Source organism: Nostoc sp. (assembly GCF_036919675.1).
GTDB lineage: Bacteria > Cyanobacteriota > Cyanobacteriia > Cyanobacteriales > Nostocaceae > Nostoc.
In genome coordinates this window covers 37230-55184 of record NZ_JBALCP010000116.1, presented here as the reverse complement: position 1 = coordinate 55184, position 17955 = coordinate 37230, and the positions used below count along the sequence as shown (strand labels likewise).

Genomic DNA, 17955 nt, shown 5'->3' with positions numbered 1-17955 from the left:
AGGGAAACGCAGAGGCACACAGAGAACTGTAATGACAACGGTAAATTATTAAAGGAAGTGTCGCTGGGTATAGCCATTTGGGGAGATGTCAACAGATGAGGTTGTCATCTACCTTGGGAAGGTTGAATAATTTAATTTAGACTTACCATGATTAATCCTACTGCGATTTCTATACCCGATCCACAAATTCCTACTCCTGGCCCGAGTCCGCTACCGAGTCCCAATCCTGAACCGAACCCACTACCGAGTCCTGAACCTGTACCGGGGCCAGCTATACCCCAACCCTTACCAGAACCAGTACCTGCTCCGATTCCTCAAACAGTACCTGCTCCCATTCCCCAAACCATACCGGAACCCGTTTGAATTACATTTGTAATGTAATCCAAAATCCAAAATCTAAAATCCAAAATGCTAAGAGCCGGAATTGTCGGACTTCCCAACGTCGGAAAATCTACTTTATTTAATGCTGTAGTTGCTAATGCGAAAGCAGAAGCAGCCAACTTCCCTTTTTGCACGATTGAACCGAATGTCGGCGTTGTCGCAGTCCCGGATGAACGGTTAAATGTTCTTGCTAAGATTGCCAGTTCAGCACAAATTATCCCGGCGCGGGTGGAATTTGTAGATATCGCCGGTTTAGTTAAAGGTGCAAGTCAGGGTGAGGGACTAGGGAATCAATTCCTGTCCCACATCCGGGAAGTTGATGCGATCGTCCATGTGGTACGTTGTTTTGAGAATGATGATATTATCCACGTTGCTGGTTCTGTTGACCCAGCGCGAGATATTGAAATCATTAATATAGAATTGGGCTTATCAGATTTATCACAAATTGAGCGGCGAATTGACCGCACTCGTAAACAAGCTCGTACCAGCAAAGATGCACAATTTGAAGTCACAGTTTTAGAAAAATTAGCTGCGGCTTTAAATGAAGGTAAATCGGTGCGTCAGGTGAGTTTGAATGAAGAAGAAGCAGAAATTATTAAAGGACTAGAACTGCTCACTTATAAACCGATTATCTACGCCGCCAATGTATCGGAGGATGAGTTGGCAAGTGGTAATCATTTTGTGGAAACAGTGCGGCAAATTGCAGCGACAGAAAATGCCCAAGTTGTGATTGTTTCTGCCCAAGTGGAAGCTGAATTAGTGGAATTACTAGAGGAAGATAAAGCTGATTTTCTTGCGTCTTTAGGTGTGGAAGAAGGCGGTTTGAAAGCATTGATTCGTGCAACTTACATGCTTCTAGGCTTACGGACATATTTCACCTGCGGTCCTAAAGAAACCCGCGCTTGGACAATTAATGCTGGAATGTCTGCACCTCAAGCTGCTGGTGTAATCCACAGTGATTTTGAGCGGGGATTTATTCGCGCCGAAACAGTCGCTTATAAAGACTTGGTAACTACTGGTTCAATGAATGCAGCGAAGGAGAAAGGGTTGGTTCGCAGTGAAGGGAAAGAGTATACTGTGCAGGAAGGGGATGTAATGTTGTTCCGATTTAATGTGTAGGGGTAATTAATCAGTGGCCGTTATCAATAAGATAATGGTCAACCTACACCAAGTTGCGATCGCTCCAGCAATTCTAAATTCAAAATTTGACAGGGTGCAGAATTGAAAAAAGCAGGAGGAGCAAATCAGCTATCTTGTTTCGACCCCCTCAGGATTTGGAGCCACAGCCACTCCTGTACCCTGCGGGAAGCTGACACAACAGTGAAGGTAACCCCTGACTCTAAGCGCGTCACAGCCCGTCTAAGACATCGCAGCAGTTCTTAATAAAAAGGGAGATGAAAAATTTCCTACATTAGCTGAATAACTATTTGCAATTAACGAAGGTCAATTTAGGAAAAAACTCCAAAGCGGCACATGATACTAACATAGGATCTTCAATCGGAGGATTCGTATTTGCAACAATGTGAGTAGCAGTAATTTCTTTGAGAGTCCAATTAAAATCTTCTTTTCTATTATGAGCAATACTTTTAACATGAGTGTAGAAATATTCGCCACGAGCTAAACGATTAGAACCTTGCTGTATATCGCAAGCATAAGAATCATGTTCAGGAGGTAGAACTTTATTATCTTTTGTACCTAAAATTATTGTCATTGGTATGGTAAATGTTTTTTTCAAATCTACAGATGATAGTGGCTCTCCAGTTAGTTTCTTCAAACCGCAGGGATATTCCCTATTTTCATCAGGTATTGTATACGAACCTGCCTCAGCAGCCACAGCCTTTTGAATATGGGCATAGGGCATAAAGATGACCATTCGATGTACGAACTGTGCGCCCGCAGAGTGACCGTAAAGATAGTACTTGTTAGCCTTTACTTTCGTAGTTATTTTAACAAAAGTAAAGATATTTTCAATTTCAGTAAATGCCCATTGATTTCTAGGATTTAAAATCTTTAAATCTTCAGTAAACATATTACCAAGATTATACCCTACAGCTTTTGGAAACCACTTTTGTTCAAACTGGGGAGCAAGTAAAATAAAATTACTATGGTGATCACTGTTGTATTGATAAATCTTTCTCCAATCATTTCGATAATCTTGAGCATTACGTTTTTCACCGTGCATAGCAAATAAAACTCTAGTATTTTCCTGTAAATTATTAGGCAGATAGTAGTAAATAGGAATATAAAATTTACCAGATTTAACTTTGTAAATAAAACAACCTTCTCCCTTTGTCATCACTTGGAAATTACAACTTTTGTCATAATTTATCAAGACAGAATCAGACGGATTAACAATATAAATTGAACAGAAACATAAAAATACAATTGTAATAAAAACGAGCCACTTTTTCATAATATAAAAAATATTAACTGTGATCGCCCTAAAAAGCTTGACAAAATCCTCGATATATGAAGATTGCTGTTAAGGAAATTGCGAGGCGATCGCAAATAAACCAGTAATCCTCAAAATGATCACAAGATATTCTTCATTTAGAAGGAGTAATTATTGCGATTGTGTGATGAAACGCACTACTTTACTGCAATCGTAGATTATGATCTGTGGTTGAGTTTATTCAGCTTTTTTCTCTTAAGTGCTAACTGCTGAAGTCGCTCAATCTCAACTAACACATCTTCCGGTTTAGTTTCCATTTCTAAGTCAGCAAGTTCACTGTCTTCATCATTTTCAATGCCCATTTTATCTTGAATCGCATCTAGCATTTGCAATACTCGTGTAACTTCATGCTCAGTCAGGAGTGCAATTTGTAAATTTAAGTTGGCGCGATACTCACTTTCTTGACTCAGTTGGTTTTGACTAATTAACACAAATGTTGACAAAAAAATTGCTTCCAGCGATACCACCATTGTCAACAATCCGTAGGGAAATGGATCAAAGGGATGTACACCTAACTTACCAGTGTTCAAAATAATCCAAGCACCAAACCAGACAAGATGTACGTAAACAAAAACTATATGTCCTGAAAAAGAGGTAATAACGTCGGCAATTCGGTCTTGCAAGTTTCTCTTATTAGCAGCCTTGGCCCGAAGACGGATAAGAGTGCGAATGTTGCGTTGTATGACTTTAGACAGTAGTGGATTATTATCTTCATAGTCTAAGTATTCTTTTTCCTCTTCATTCATGCTACTTGAAAGCATAATTTTATTATGCTGCTATTAATAGCATCTTGAAAAAATTAGATGAACTAGCAACTTTGCTTAGTTCAATTCAAGATGCAAGGAGTTAGGCTTGCATTATAGACTCGAGCTTTGAAATCACTGTGCCAAAGCTATTGCGTTCTCATGACAATAAAGCTGACAACTAACTTCAGAATTCGTTTAAGTCAAATTATTCCTACAATGTGCAGATATCAATCGCATGATCCAGTTGGGCAAACCAGACAGTTATAAAGTGGAAGACTAACCACCAACTTTGCCAAGAGTTAGTTTGTCTTTTTCTGTTTCATGTAACAATGCCTATCGCTGTTACTTACGCATTACGATATCAGGGATAACCAAAATTTATCGGCAACACAATAGTTTTTATTTTCCTTGCCTACATGCTTAATCCGCGATCGCATCTTGGTAGAAAACCGACTTGCGTATCATACCCTCTCGAAATATTCAACGAATCAAGTCTTTTTTAAATTTTAATCCTGCTAAAATCTGCGTGTAGGTCGAAACCTCCTGCTGTTGAGCGCTTGCTAACCGATTGACTTGCTGTGCCATCAAAGGACATACTTTTCAGCTACTTCCACCCACAATGTATACATAGGAACCTAAATTCTCGTCATCTGTACCAACCACTACACCGCCTTCTGCACCAGGAACAAGTTCTATACCTTCAATTTTGTGGTAATTAGAGCGGTAGAGGGGAACAAGTTGAGGATTTTGCCGCCATACAATTTTGTCACCGCGTAATCCCAGATAACCAGCGACATACACAGCCGACTGGAATGGCCCATCATCTCCGGCATCACTTGCTGAGGTGATGTACACAATTCCTACGGGATCTACCTTAATATCTGAAATATGGCGCACGTTACCAGATGGAAAGGGTACTTTTAGATTGGCAGAACCTGCAAGAGTAATTTGATATTTAGCTAAGTCAAATATTCCCCAAAAAATAGTTGCTGGTTGTTCTCCTTCACCGCGATGTCCCCAAATAGCAACTAATTTGCCGTCTATATTTTGTAATCCAAATGCTTCAAAATTATTTCCTTGAATAATTCCTGGTAGATTGAATTCCTTGAGAACTGAGATGGTTTTCTTGGCAGGCTCCAACCTGATGTAATAAGCTTTTCCAGAACTGCTTAAAGCGATAAAAGAGGATTTTGTTTTCTCAGGAACAGATGTTAAAGCTTCTAAGTCAATGGGCAATTCTATGTTACTTGGCCAGTTCAATGGGAAATATTCCGGTTGGTTTTTACCCTTAATGCTGATGATTGCTAAACGACCTTGATTTTTTTGTTTGTTGTCATGGACAATCAGAAAATCGAGAGTATTGCTTTGCTGCTGTATCAAAGCTATACCACCAATACCAAAAGGGATACCACCGCGAACCGGACGCCAATCTTGCGCCCAAACTTCCACAGATATGAGTAACAATGTACCCAAGATTACTATATTGATGATTAACTTAAGAAACCGAGGCATATTGATTTAGCCAAGCTGTGAGTATCGGTTAGAGAAGTGTGTTAGCCGATGCTCAATCATATCAAATCCAGATAATTCGCACCCACATCAATAAAGCAGCCTTTTGTACTCAGAGCTATCAGCTTACTTACGTAATTACTTGACTCACGATAGTACTTTCTGTAAAGAAAGCAATAATTCATTGACAGTATAGGGCTTCGACAAAAACGTATTCACACCAATAGCAGCTACTGCACTGAGCTTACTGTCAGACGTAAGTCCACTGCTGGCAATAATTCTGACTTGGGGGTTGATTTTTAGCAGGGTACGGATGGCAGTTAAACCATCCAGCGAGGGCAGCATAATATCCATCAGTACGGCACTAATTTTGTCCCTATATTGAACGTATAGCGCGATCGCCTCCATGCCATCACTGGCAATTAGGGTTTTGTAGTTGTGAGCTTCCAGTGATGTTCTGGTAATCTCTTGAATGGCAACTTCATCATCCACAACCAAAATCAATTCTCCATGTCCTCTCTGTGGTGGCAATTCTTCTGGAGTAATTGTTTCCATTCCCTCCACTGCTGGCAAGTAAACCTTAAAGCTAGTGCCATTTCCTGGTTCGCTATACACGCTCACAAAACCTCCGTGACTTTTAATGATCCCAAGTACGGTGGAAAGTCCTAACCCTGTGCCTTGTCCGACATCTTTTGTGGTAAAGAATGGCTCGAAAATTCTATCTAAGATTTCTCTAGGAATCCCAACTCCAGTATCAAAGACAGTAATCACTGTGTATGGGCCCTCTTTGGCTTCCAGGTTCATGCGGGCATAATTTTCGTCAATCAACAGATTCTCGGCAGAGATACTCAAAATACCGCTACTGGGCATAGCATCGCGGGCGTTAACGCAGAGGTTCATCAGTACTTGATGCAGTTGAGTGCTATCTCCAGAAACCATCCACAAATCTTGCGGTACATCAGTGCTGACTTCTATACATCTAGGAAATGTCTCTTTGAGAATTTTGGCAACTTCCACTATCAAATGCCTGAGTTGCAAAGTGATCCGCTTCCCTTCTACACCCCGCGCAAAGGACAACACTTGTTTGACTAAATCAGCGCCGCGTTTAGCGTTGATTTCCAAAATCTCCAGTAGATAGCGGGTGCGTTCATCTAGATTGGGAAATTTGAGTGGTAATAGTTGCGCTCCTGCCAGAATCGGTGTCAGGATATTGTTGAGGTCGTGAGCAATGCCACTAGCTAGAGTGCCAATACTTTCCAGGCGTTGAGCGCGAAACAATTGGGCTTCTAGGAGTTTTTTCTCGGTAATATCTGTGTCAACGGTGAGAATTGATTTGGGTTTCCCTTGTTCATCACACACCAGACTCCAGCGACTAGCAACGAGGATTTCCTTGCCCATTTTAGTAAGTTTAGTTAACTCACCCTGCCACTTACCTTTACTAATAACTTGCAACAGAGCCGCTTCGATTTCTGGTGAAGGTTCGTCAAACAAAAGCTCATTAGCATTTTTGCCCCAAGCCTCTGTAGCTTGCCAGCCGAAAAGTGTTTCTGCACCTTTGTTCCAGAAGATAATTTGATTGTTTAAATCTCGCACGCAAATGGCATCTATGGTGACATCTAGTAATGCTGCTTGTTCGCGGATTTTTTCTTCTGCCAATTTGCGTTCGCGTAGCGCCGCTTGCTGTTCGCTAATATCGATACTGGCGCAAGTCACGCCGACAACTTCTTGCAACTCATTCCGCAATGGCTCAATAGTTAAGTCGTAATATCGAGTTGTATCTTTGATTGTAATTGATACTTCCTCTCGCGTTCCTATGCCAGTGGTTAACACCCCACTTTTAATTTTGAGCAGATGTTGAGCATCTTCAACTGAGATAAGATCCAAGTCTTGTTTGCCCAACATTTCTTCAACCGTCAATCCATCGGCGGGATTGTAAACCCAGGTGTAGCGTAACTCCATATCTTGGTTGTAGACAAAGATTGGAGAGTTTTTCAGGGCAACCCGAAATCGTTCCTCACTCTGTCGCAGTGCGTTGTCTGCCCGTTGACGCTCGATCGCATAACGCATTGAGCGCACTAGCAAGTCGCCAGTCACTTGCCCTTTCAGTAAATAATCCTGCGCTCCTTGCTGCATTGCCCTAATTGCCAGGGTTTCATCGTCTATACCTGTAAGCACAATTATCGGAGTGGCTTTTGCCTGATTGTGAGTGATCACAAAGGTTTCCAGTCCCTGGGCATCTGGCAGTGAGAGGTCTAACAGAATTACATCAAAAATTTCCTTTTCTAGGTAGTTGAGTGCTTCCGAAAGCCGCACAACGGGCATCAAATCAACAACTGTGGTAACTTCCTTTAAAAACTCCTGTAATAAAAAGACATCACCAGGATTATCTTCTACTAATAAAACTTTAATATTTTTACCTGCCATTTTCATTACTCCGGTGGCAGTTTTACGATCGCAAACCAAAAATTTTCTATTGATTGGACAATGTTAACGAATTGATCGAAATCTACTGGTTTAGCTATATAACAGTTGGCAGAAAGGTTATAAGCTTTGAGGATGTCTTCTTGAGCTTGCGAAGTCGTCAAAACTACTACAGGAATTCGTTTGAGGTTTTCATCTGCTTTAATTTCTGCTAATACCTCCCGTCCATCCTTTCTAGGGAGGTTGAAATCGAGCAACACAATATCTGGATGGGCTGCTTTGACATATTTTTCCTGTTTTCGCAAGAATGCCATTGCCTCGACACCATCTTCGACCACATTCAAGTGGATCGGGATTTTGCTATCTTCTAGGGCGATGCGTGTGAGTTGGGCATCGCCAGGATTGTCCTCTACTAACAAAACCTGAATAGGCATAATCGCTGTTATAGTGTTGACGATTGCTTAATATCTCTATCTGGAATTGTGAAGTAGAAAGTCGAGCCTTGACCCGGTTTCGACTCAACCCAGATCCGGCCGCCGTGGCGTTCTATAATTTTTTTACAAATTGCCAGACCAATTCCAGTGCCTGGATACTTGCCTCCACCATGCAAGCGCTGAAAAATTATAAATATACGTTCAGCATATTGGGATTCCAAACCAATACCATTATCGCGCACCCAGAACAACCATTCATCTGCCGAGGGGATAACATTTAAACTTTCCCCATCTGGATTTGCACCTGGCTTCGCTACTCCGATGTGTATTCGTGGCTGCTGATGACGGCAAAATTTGATCGCGTTGGCGATCAGGTTTTGAAATACTTGCGTCAGTTGAGTAGCATCAGCCATCACTTCAGGTAGAGGATCATGAGTGACAACTGCTTTACTCTCGGCGATCGCCAGTTGAAGATTAGCGATCGCCCCCTCCAAGACAACATTACAATCAACTAGTATAAATGGCTGTCCCCGACTGCTGACATGGGAATAGTTCAACAAATCGTTGATCAGGGTCTGCATCCGGCGGGCCCCATCTACTGCGTAGGTGATAAACTGATCGGCATTCGCATCTAGTTTATTTTTGTATTTTCGCTCAAGCAGTTGTAAATAACTAGTTACCATCCGCAACGGCTCTTGCAAGTCATGGGAAGCAACATAGGCAAACTGTTCTAAATCCGCATTGGAACGCGCCAGTTCCTGACTTTGGCGGGTTTGTTGTTCTAATAGTTGCGCTTGAGATAAAGCAATCCCAATTTGGTTACCTAGTTGCTGTAACAACTCCGTCTCAAAGTTATTCCACTGTCGAGGTGCGGCACACTGATGAGCTAGCAACAAGCCCCAAATACCTTCCCTGACAAGAATCGGCACTACGAGATTAGCCCTGACAGCAAACTGCTGAAGAAATTTTCGATGGCAGGGTTGGATATGAGCAGCTTCAATGTCGTCAATGGCACTGATTCTTCCCTGGCGATATCTTTCTAGGTATTCTGCTTTAAAGCAAGGGTCGAAAATATTTTCTCCTAGAATTACGGGCCAACCAGGCAGCACCGCTTCTTGCACCACTGTTCCCGAACCATTAGTCTCTAGTTGAAAAATCAAAACTCGGTCAACTTGTAGTAATTTTTGTACCTCAGTAACCGTGGTTTGAAGAATTTCGTCTATTTGTAAAGATTCTCGAATTTTCAGGGTGATTTCGGCAAATAGTTGCGATCGCAGATTTTGCTGCTTTAATTCCTCTTCTGTTTGCTTGCGATCTGTGATATCAGTATAGGAACCCACCATCCGTACCACATCACCTGATGCGTCCCAATGGGCCTGTCCTCGATCTAGAATCCATTTATAGCTGCCGTCTTGGCAGTGGACTCGATATTCACACACGTAAAACGGTGTTTTCTTGGCAAAGTGGTCTTGGAAAGCCTGAAGTACCGAATCTCGCTCATCGGGATGGATTTGTTTTGTCCATTCATCCCAAGCGTTGGAAACTTCGTGGTCTTTATACCCGAGCATTTCCTTCCACCGAGTTGAGAAGAACACTTCATTAGTCTTAAGGTTCCAGTCCCAAATACCATCATTATTACCATCTAATGCTAATTGCCAGCGTTCTTCACTCTCTCGTAGTGCTTTTGCTGTTTTCCGTCGTTCAGTAATATCTTGAAAATAAACAGATAAGCCGTCTTTTGCCGGATAGGCGTGGACTTGAAGCCAGCACTTCTGTGGCGGATAAAACTCCTCAAATTCCACACTCACTTGTTCTAATATTGCCCTGTGATACTCACGATAGAATGTTGTACCGATGATTTCTGGAAACACCTCCCAGATGTTTTTACCCAAAAACTCATACTGGGTTTTTTGCAAAAGCCGTTCTGCTTGACCATTAATGTAGGTGAATCGCCACTTTTTATCTAGGGCAAAAAAACCATCAGTGATGCTTTCGAGCAGATTATTGATCCGGGTTCTCGCAGCTTTAAACTGAGCGTGCGTTTCTTGCTCATGTGCTATTAGTTTCTCAGTAATTTGAGATATTTCAACTACATGACGCCTGAGTTCTAGTTGGTCGATTACCAGACGACTCAGAGCTACAAGCGCCTCCACTTGTTTTTGGCTCAATTCCCGTGGAACTTGGTCAATTACACACAGAGTTCCTAGCATATCTCCCCTCGGAGTAATTAGGGGTACACCTGCATAAAACCGCACATAAGGATAGCCAGTTACTACTGGATTATTGGCCAATTTTTCATCAGCTAAGGTATCCAAAACCACTACAACGTTACGCTGCTCTTGGCAAAGGTAAGAGAACCCAACACTCCGGGGCATTTCTGATACATCTAAACCGACTTTTGCCTTAAACCATTGACGGTTTTCATCAATGAAATTTACCAAGGAGATGGGAGTGCCACAAATAAATGCCGCTAACTGAGCAAGATTGTCGTAGGCTTCTTCGGGTTCGGTGTCAAGAATTTGATACTGGCGGAGCGCTTCTAGCCTCGTCACTTCTGTATCAATGTGTCCAGCTTTCATTAAGTTTTATTAAACAATCTAAATATAATATTCAGTCAGCAGCGTGGCTATCTCAAGAATAGCTTAACCTTTTTTAAGAATTATTAGTCCTTTCCCCGCCTCTGGCTTTTCAGGAAAATCTGTTTAAAATACTACTTTTACATTCAGAGCAATACTTAGTAATAAGCTATTCCCTGTTTACGCCGCAAGGTTATTGCGTAGGCGTAGCCCGTCGTAGACATCGCAGTAATCCTAGTATAAACAAATTTAGTAGGACTTACGCATTGACAGAAAATACCAAATATAAATTATTTGAAAAAACATATTTTTCGTAGGGGTAAAGTACATTGCTCATACGGATCAACTTAAACCCAAACCCCTTTAAAACCTCGTTTTCAGCCTCTGGCTGGAAATGCAAATCAATTGCGGCTCTGCCACGAGTCAGGGAGGCGGAGCCTCTCATTAGGCATTCCCAGTCAGAGACTGGGAACGAGACAAACAAACATATTTTTCGTAGGGGTTTAGCAATGCGCTTTACCCCTACGGCGCGGGTCTACTTGCGATTAAGGAATGGAACGATTAATAAAAGGCTGAAACGACCCATTTTCTCTACACGCATACCATGAGTAATTTGTACAGTGCGTAAGTCCTATTTAGGACTGATATTATAGTGATCGCTCGTTTGTATGCAATAAACTCTGACCTCTCTCTTAAAAGCAGAGAGGCTTTGAATCTTACTCCCCAACGCTACAACAATTGGGGCTGTTCTTGTTAGGTCTGTATTGGACTCAACACAGAAGCGCTATATTCACTGTGCATGAAGAGATTAAGTTATTGCAGACTATTGGCTAATACCGCAAGGCGGAAGTCAAAAGTCAAAAGTCACTTGTACTGAGCGGCTTGCCTTGAGCGTACCCCTACGGGGAAGCAAGCTACGCGCAGCGTCTCTAAGAGTTGCCGAAAGGAGCCGAAGTAAAAGTCAAAAGTATTATGGAATAAGCTCTTTAGGGCTTTTCAATGGTCTGCTTATTTACGCCGTGCTGTACTAGTCAGTTGTCACTATGCCAAAAGCTGTCGTTAGAAAAATCGTGACTTTAAGGAAAAAATCATGATTTTAAGAAAAAAATCATGATTTTAAGAAAAAAATCATGATTTTAAGGAAAAAATCGTGAGTTTAAGAAAAAAATCGTGAGTTTAAGAAAAAAATCACGAGTTTAAGGAAAAAATCATGAGTTTAAGGGAAAAATTGTGAGTTTAAGGAAAAAATCGTGACTTTAAGGGAAAAATTGTGAGTTTAAGGAAAAAATCGTGACTTTAAGGGAAAAATCGTGACTTTAGTGATGAAAGCATGATTTTGCTAATAAAAGCTGTGGAGCATCCCAAATGTGCAAAATTCCCCTCTGACTAGAACTGTTAAACCCCTACTAAAACGGTTGACCGCAGCTTGGCAATCACATCACTCAAATTACCCGTATTCAGGCGGTAACTCAGAGGATGGGCAATCAACCGCGCCGTGCTTTCATACAGAGTAGCAATTTCAACCAAACCATTTTCGCGCAAAGTCCGCCCTGTGGAAACCAAATCCACGATCGCTTCTGACATTCCAGTAATCGGGCCTAGTTCCACTGAACCATACAACGGCACTATTTCCACAGGTAAATCCAGACTGTGGAAATATTCACGAGCGCAATTCACATACTTGGAAGCAACTCTACCATGCGGTAGTAAATCTAAAGGCGATCGGTAAGAACTAGATGCTTTTACCGCCACCGACATCCGACAATGCCCAAACTGCAAATCCACCAAGTGAGCAACTTGCGGCTGCTTCTCCCGCAGCACATCGTAACCAACAATACCCAGTTGTGCTTGACCATATTCCACATAAACAGGCACATCGTGCGCTCGTACCAGCAAACCTTTCGCAACTCCCTTAGTGTCAGGAATTTGAAGTTGGCGATTTCCTGAATCTAAAAAAGCACTAAAATCTAATCCCACAGATTGTAGCAGGCGGATGCTATTTTTAAGTAGTTCCCCTTTTGGCAATGCAACAGTCAGCATTCTTTTTATTGTTATCCTTGGTGTCTTGGCAGTTGAATAATATTGAGAATATCTCTATATGCTTACCACAAGCAGCATGAGAATTTTATTAGTTGATGATGAAGTTGAACTAACTCAACCCTTGAGTCGCTTGTTAACTCGCGAGGGTTACATTGTGGATGCCGCTTACGATGGCACAAGTGGCAGCGAACATGCACAAGTAACCAGTTATGACCTACTAATTTTAGATTGGATGCTGCCAGGAAAAACGGGGTTAGAGATTTGTCAAGAATTGCGACGCCAAGGCAAAACCACTCCCGTACTGTTTCTCACAGCCAAAGATACTCTAGATGACCGCGTAGAAGGTTTAGATGCTGGTGCTGACGACTATTTGGTTAAACCTTTTGAACTGCGGGAGTTACTAGCCAGAGTCCGTGCTTTATTGCGTCGTTCCGGTTCCCAAACCTATGAAACCACCACTGAACGCCTAACCGTAGCTGATTTAGAACTCGATTCTGAAAATCAAGTAGCCTATCGCCAAGGACGAATAATTGAGCTATCACAAAAAGAAAGCCAGTTGTTGCAATACTTTATGGAACATAGTGGACAACTAATGACTCATGCCCAGATTATGCAAAATTTGTGGACAGAGGAAGAACAACCCAGTAGTAATGCGATCGCGGCATTAATTCGTTTGCTGCGCCGTAAGATTGAGGTAGGTAGAGAAACTACGCTGATTCACACAGTCTACGGCAAAGGCTATCGTTTCGGTGCTTTCTCAGTGGAGTCAATTTAGCCGCCTGTTTTAAACTCACAATGATTCGGTTAATTGGTTAGGAGAATCATTGATATTTTTCAGTCTTTGCGACTTTAATTCCTGTCGAAGTTTATTGTAGAGGGATGAATCCACAGGCATCATAATCTGTGAAATCTCCTTCCAGACACGAAGCTGATTATTTGCACCCATATCTTCCATGAGCTGCTCAGTGTAACGCAAGGTAAACGAAAAGATGCATGTCCCTCTCGCTACAACACTATGGTATTGAGTTTTCATCCAATCCATATCTGCTGCCATTTCTTGATACATTACTGACGGCGAAGGCAATAACAAGTTGCCTTTGACATACTCTAGCAGCCACCAAGCAGCAACTTCTGATGTTAACTGACTGTAGAAGCTGGTGTTATAGCCAACAAAACCCATTTGTGGAATATTAGGGTGAATCAAATAACGGTAAAGGCTAAAATTACCATCTTCATCAATTATCTGTCGGCGATATTTTTCTTCGAGAAAGGGAAGCTCTTGGCGAAATCCTGTACCAAAAATTACTATATCTGCCTGCAACTGCTGACCATTGGTTAATTCTACGCCATCAGGGATGAACTTGGCGATGCTCGTTTTAATTGCCTGAATTTTACCAGAGTGTACGTACTTGAAGAAATCTGGAGGAGCTATGGTAATTTGACAGTTAGCCTGATTCATCGGGTATTCGGGCAACATTCCGCAGCTATCAAGCCCAAATTGCAGGCGTAGCAGCATCTCGTTAGTGCGCCAGAAAGTCCACACTAGTGGCTTACCCAGAGTGTGCAGCACTCTTTCAAGCCGTCCCATCTGACGGTAGGGGAACCAAGCTTCTGCAAAGCGGGTTAATAAAATATACTTCAGGTTTACTAAACCCAAAAAAAATCTCGGAATCTTCCACATGGGTTGACGGAAGACAAGGGTGGATTCTTTGGCTATGTTCGCCGCCAAAGTCGCAATGTCGCAGGCAGATTTGCCAAAACCCACTACAACTACCCGCTTACCCTCAATGATTGAAGCATCGTTAAACTCGGTAGAATGGAGTACTTGTCCTCCAGATGCTGCGAACTCCTCCCTACCTGGTAAAGAAGGTAAATTAGGGAAACTAAATATTCCATTGCACACTAGCAGAAAGTCAAATTCGTGCTTTTCCTCTTTTGTCCCATCCCCATTACCTTCCTTCACTCTGATGGTAACTACCCATCCTGGTCGTTCTCCACTTTTGCGGGAAACATTAGTAACTTCTGTTTGGAAGCGAATCTTCTCAAGAACCCCAAAATTCTGGGCGTATGAATCTAAATAATTCCGTATATCCTCTGCTGTGGGCCACTCTGGGTAGGATGCAGGCATGGGATAGTCGGAAAAACTATATGTGTCACCCGTATTCTGGGTTGTTAATTCTGGGTAACTTCGGGATTTTTCCCAAACACCACCAAGTCCTTTTTGTTTCTCGAATACAGTAACGTCGTAGCCTTCCTCGATAAAAGTTTTAGTTGTTACTAGACCACTGATTCCAGCCCCAATCACGCAAATTTGTTTGATTTCCATTCTTTTTTAATTTAAGTAAATTTTGAAAGAATTTCTGCAAAGAGGAATTCAAGCTATTATGATGCAAATTATGTCAATATATATTAATTAGTTAATCAGTCTAAAGCGACAGTTATGAGCAGTATTCCTCCCATAGGAATTTTGGCTGCTCATGTAGCTTCTAATATGGTAAGGTTTGCCTATGGCACGCTACGCAAACGTTAAGCTTAAGGCGTAGAGTGTTGGTAACTCCCAAACTCTGACGACGAACCTGCAACTCCATACCCCATACCTTTATACTTGTCCCCATCCGGTAAAAGCCACATACATCTAGGAGTGGCACTATACCAGATTTCCATCTGAATTATTGATTAACAAGCTTTGAAAATACTTAAAAAGTGGGTGACGAGGGATTTGAACCCGCAACCAATAGATTAAGAGTCTACTGCTCTACCGTTGAGCTAGTCACCCGCACGAATAACCATAATAGCAGACTTCTGACAATTTAGCCAGTGGCACGCTAAAAAAACGAATTAAAGGGGGAATTTGATGGTGAAGGTGGTTTGACCGGCTCCACTCTCTACATAAATTGAGCCGCCTAAATGTCTGACCATTTTCTGCACTAATGCCAATTCCAGTCCAGTGCCGCTATGTTTCCAAGGATCATGTTTGGAAAGGTGATAGAAAGGCTCAAAAATCCGCGACAGTTCATTGCTGGTAAGCTCTAGTCCGGAATTGCTAATATTAAGCTCTACTGCGTCTGTTATCAGGTGAGCAGAGACTGTGACAAATTCACCTGCTGGAGTATATTTGCAGACATGGTTGAGTAGTTCGGTGATAATCCTCTCCATATCTGTGATATCTGTCTCTAAAAGCGGAAGTGCATGATCAATACTTAGGTTTAACTGTTGCCCCTGGCAGTTGGTGAGGTCTCGAAAAGACTCGACAATGGGGTGAAGCCAACTTTGTAAGTCAATGGCAATCAAAGTTGGGGGTTCGGGTTCGGCTTCGAGATATGTGAGTGTGAGTAGATCATTAATTAACTTGCTTTCTCGCCCACACTCGTTATGCAGAATCTGCAAAAGTTGTGGAACTATTTCTATATCTGATATTTCTTCTGGTGTGAGGACACTTTCGAGGGTTTGGACTGCAAGGCTGATGCTAGTTATTGGTGTCCGCAGTTCTTGGGACAGGTTTCGGAGAAATTGGTTTTTGAGCCGATCGCGTTTTTCTAGTTCTTTTACCTGTGCCTGGTTTTTTTCGTAAAGCTGGGCTTGACGAATCGCGATCGCACATTCATTTGCTACCTGCTGCACTAGCTCGATTTCAAATTTATCAAAACCCTTTTGTGTCGGTCTTGTCAACCAAATATTTCCCAAAATCCCTTGAGGATCGAAAATTGGACAAGCCATCTGGGACATAACCAATAAGTTTGGTTGCCATCCCGGCACAATTTCTAAAAATTGCAAAGCTTGTTTTTGCAACAGCGGCTGATAAACTTCAAGCCGGTCTGCAATCTGTCTGGTCAATCCTTGAGACTGGGGTAGGTTAATGGTATGCTCGTAAGTAATAGTTACCAGGGTTTGGCAGGTGCTATAGAGTTCGATTTGGCAACGAGCAAGGTTCAGTAACTCTGCTAATTCCTGAGTCACTGTCTGCAACACCTGAGGTTGATCCAGACTGTCGCGGATTTGTTCTGTCATGCGTTGCACCAAGGCTTCAAAGTTTTGCACCTGCTGCAACTGATTTATATGCTTCTGTTTTTGCAACTCGAACTTTGCTTCGAGATCCTTGATCTGCTGATGAAGTTCTGCCTGCCTAGCAGCAATGCCGATTTGAGTTGCCAACTGCTTGAGTAAGTCAGTTTCTGTTTGCTGCCATTGACGCGATTGGTGGCAATGCTGGGCAATCAACAGCCCCCACATATCTTGCTCTTTGAAAATCGGCACGACTAAATTGGCTCTGATCTGCAAAGATGCCAGGAAATCTATATGGCAAGGATGCAACTCGGCTGCATAAATATCCTCGACAACTTGAATGCAATCTCGCTCGTAGTCTTCTCGATGTTTGCCACCCAAGCAGGGATCAGTGATGTTTTTTCGCAACAGTGGATCACTCGCAGCCACAGTTGATTCGGCAATGATTACCCCACTTCCATCAGCCTTAAAGCGATAAATTAGCACGCGATCGCAATTCAAAAACTGCCGCAGTTCAATTGTTGTCTGATGCAGAATTGTCTCTAATTCTACAGATTGGTGAATTCGTCCAGCGATCGCTTCTAGCAATCGCTCCCGTTCAACTTGCAGTCCGACTCCTTGTTCTGCTTGCTTAACGGGGGTGATATTGCTACTAGTACCAATCAGTCGATAAATCCTATTAGCATCCCTTAGTGGGGTGAGAGTCGTACTCCACCAAGTAGCAACTCCCTGGAATTGCAAACATTGTTCGTAAGAAATAGTTTGACCGAAGTGCACACACTCGGCGTAATGCTGACGCACCCTAGCAGCATCGATGGGGGAGAGAATATCCTCTGGTTTTTTGCCTCGAAGCTCATCTGAGCGAATGCCTATCCACCGCTCATGAGTGGGATTAAGTGCCACATACCGAAAATCTCCATCCTCCAAAACATCTACTACAAATATTGATGCCTGCACAGAATCGTACATGCTCAGTAGAAACTGCTCACTACTACTTTTATCATCTACTTCGGTGCCGAAGAGAATCTGAGGTGGTGATAATTTTGTCAACTCTATAGTTGATTCAGCTGGATTTATATTCATGCGAGAGTCCCTTTCTGGTATTACTGACTCTTCTAGGCGCTCTCTTGTCGTTACGCTTGTAGTAGATGCACTTTAGCGCCTACAGCAAAGTATTGTCAGCTGTTGCTCATCGAAATTTGGATCTTTCTCTACTTCTTGTCAGAAATCTAGGAAAGCTAATAGGAGTCAGCTTAACAAATCCTGCTTTTTGAAGGCGAAAATACATTTGCAGGTTGGGGCAAACTTACTGAAGTTAATTTTTGACAGTTTATTAGGATTATTGCATATATCTACGAGTAAATATCAGTATACATCAATTAAATTTATATTTC

Annotated in this window: 12 protein-coding genes and 1 tRNA gene; 3 read left to right on the top strand and 10 right to left on the bottom strand. The window is 42.2% G+C overall.

The features are described from left to right. The first annotated feature begins 147 nt into the window (after positions 1-147). A complete protein-coding gene (locus V7K49_RS26105) occupies positions 148-363 on the top strand; it encodes a hypothetical protein (protein WP_334872985.1) in 216 nt (71 codons plus the stop codon). 45 nt (positions 364-408) lie between these two features. Beyond that, positions 409-1500, top strand: coding sequence for a redox-regulated ATPase YchF (gene ychF, locus V7K49_RS26100; RefSeq protein ID WP_335208211.1), 1092 nt, complete (start codon positions 409-411; stop codon positions 1498-1500). 304 nt (positions 1501-1804) lie between these two features. Here ychF and V7K49_RS26095 read toward each other — a convergent pair whose 3' ends face one another. From V7K49_RS26095 to hisG, 7 genes are all read right to left on the bottom strand, one after another. Beyond that, positions 1805-2677, bottom strand: a complete 873-nt coding sequence (locus V7K49_RS26095; protein WP_335208210.1) for a hypothetical protein — start codon at positions 2675-2677, stop codon at positions 1805-1807. Positions 2678-2991: 314 nt separating this feature from the next. Continuing rightward, a complete protein-coding gene (locus V7K49_RS26090; protein ID WP_334823030.1) occupies positions 2992-3594 on the bottom strand; it encodes a DUF1003 domain-containing protein in 603 nt (200 codons plus the stop codon). A gap of 585 nt (positions 3595-4179) precedes the next feature. Next, positions 4180-5091, bottom strand: a complete 912-nt coding sequence (locus V7K49_RS26085; protein WP_334873391.1) for a hypothetical protein — start codon at positions 5089-5091, stop codon at positions 4180-4182. Between the two features lie 144 nt (positions 5092-5235). Then, positions 5236-7512, bottom strand: a complete 2277-nt coding sequence (locus V7K49_RS26080) for a hybrid sensor histidine kinase/response regulator (protein ID WP_335208209.1) — start codon at positions 7510-7512, stop codon at positions 5236-5238. A 5-nt stretch (positions 7513-7517) separates the two neighbouring features. Continuing rightward, positions 7518-7943, bottom strand: a complete 426-nt coding sequence (locus tag V7K49_RS26075; protein ID WP_335208208.1) for a response regulator — start codon at positions 7941-7943, stop codon at positions 7518-7520. 8 nt (positions 7944-7951) lie between these two features. After that, positions 7952-10522 (bottom strand): GAF domain-containing protein, encoded by a 2571-nt coding sequence (locus tag V7K49_RS26070; protein WP_335208207.1) that lies wholly within the window; start codon positions 10520-10522, stop codon positions 7952-7954. Between the two features lie 1392 nt (positions 10523-11914). Next, entirely contained in the window at positions 11915-12559 is a 645-nt protein-coding gene (gene hisG / locus V7K49_RS26065; protein ID WP_335208206.1) for an ATP phosphoribosyltransferase, read from the bottom strand. Positions 12560-12635: 76 nt separating this feature from the next. Between hisG and rppA the strand changes: the two genes are divergently transcribed. Further along, positions 12636-13334 (top strand): two-component system response regulator RppA, encoded by a 699-nt coding sequence (gene rppA / locus V7K49_RS26060; protein ID WP_335208233.1) that lies wholly within the window; start codon positions 12636-12638, stop codon positions 13332-13334. 15 nt (positions 13335-13349) lie between these two features. On the opposite strand, the gene V7K49_RS26055 is transcribed toward rppA, so the two are convergent. From V7K49_RS26055 to V7K49_RS26045, 3 genes are all read right to left on the bottom strand, one after another. Next, positions 13350-14885, bottom strand: a complete 1536-nt coding sequence (locus tag V7K49_RS26055; RefSeq protein WP_335208205.1) for a flavin-containing monooxygenase — start codon at positions 14883-14885, stop codon at positions 13350-13352. 378 nt (positions 14886-15263) lie between these two features. Continuing rightward, positions 15264-15335: transfer RNA gene (locus V7K49_RS26050), tRNA-Lys, on the bottom strand. A 62-nt stretch (positions 15336-15397) separates the two neighbouring features. Beyond that, positions 15398-17644 (bottom strand): sensor histidine kinase, encoded by a 2247-nt coding sequence (locus V7K49_RS26045; RefSeq protein WP_335208204.1) that lies wholly within the window; start codon positions 17642-17644, stop codon positions 15398-15400. Positions 17645-17955 lie beyond the last annotated feature (311 nt).

Bases quoted from the DNA above. Each gene is read 5' to 3' on its own strand.
- V7K49_RS26105 (WP_334872985.1), top strand. From the start codon at position 148: ATGATTAATCCTACTGCGATTTCTATACCCGATCCACAAATTCCTACT.
- ychF (WP_335208211.1), top strand. From the start codon at position 409: ATGCTAAGAGCCGGAATTGTCGGACTTCCCAACGTCGGAAAATCTACT.
- V7K49_RS26095 (WP_335208210.1), bottom strand. From the start codon at position 2,677: ATGACAAAGGGAGAAGGTTGTTTTATTTACAAAGTTAAATCTGGTAAA.
- V7K49_RS26090 (WP_334823030.1), bottom strand. From the start codon at position 3,594: ATGCTTTCAAGTAGCATGAATGAAGAGGAAAAAGAATACTTAGACTAT.
- V7K49_RS26085 (WP_334873391.1), bottom strand. From the start codon at position 5,091: ATGCCTCGGTTTCTTAAGTTAATCATCAATATAGTAATCTTGGGTACA.
- V7K49_RS26080 (WP_335208209.1), bottom strand. From the start codon at position 7,512: ATGGCAGGTAAAAATATTAAAGTTTTATTAGTAGAAGATAATCCTGGT.
- V7K49_RS26075 (WP_335208208.1), bottom strand. From the start codon at position 7,943: ATGCCTATTCAGGTTTTGTTAGTAGAGGACAATCCTGGCGATGCCCAA.
- V7K49_RS26070 (WP_335208207.1), bottom strand. From the start codon at position 10,522: ATGAAAGCTGGACACATTGATACAGAAGTGACGAGGCTAGAAGCGCTC.
- hisG (WP_335208206.1), bottom strand. From the start codon at position 12,559: ATGCTGACTGTTGCATTGCCAAAAGGGGAACTACTTAAAAATAGCATC.
- rppA (WP_335208233.1), top strand. From the start codon at position 12,636: ATGAGAATTTTATTAGTTGATGATGAAGTTGAACTAACTCAACCCTTG.
- V7K49_RS26055 (WP_335208205.1), bottom strand. From the start codon at position 14,885: ATGGAAATCAAACAAATTTGCGTGATTGGGGCTGGAATCAGTGGTCTA.
- V7K49_RS26045 (WP_335208204.1), bottom strand. From the start codon at position 17,644: ATGAATATAAATCCAGCTGAATCAACTATAGAGTTGACAAAATTATCA.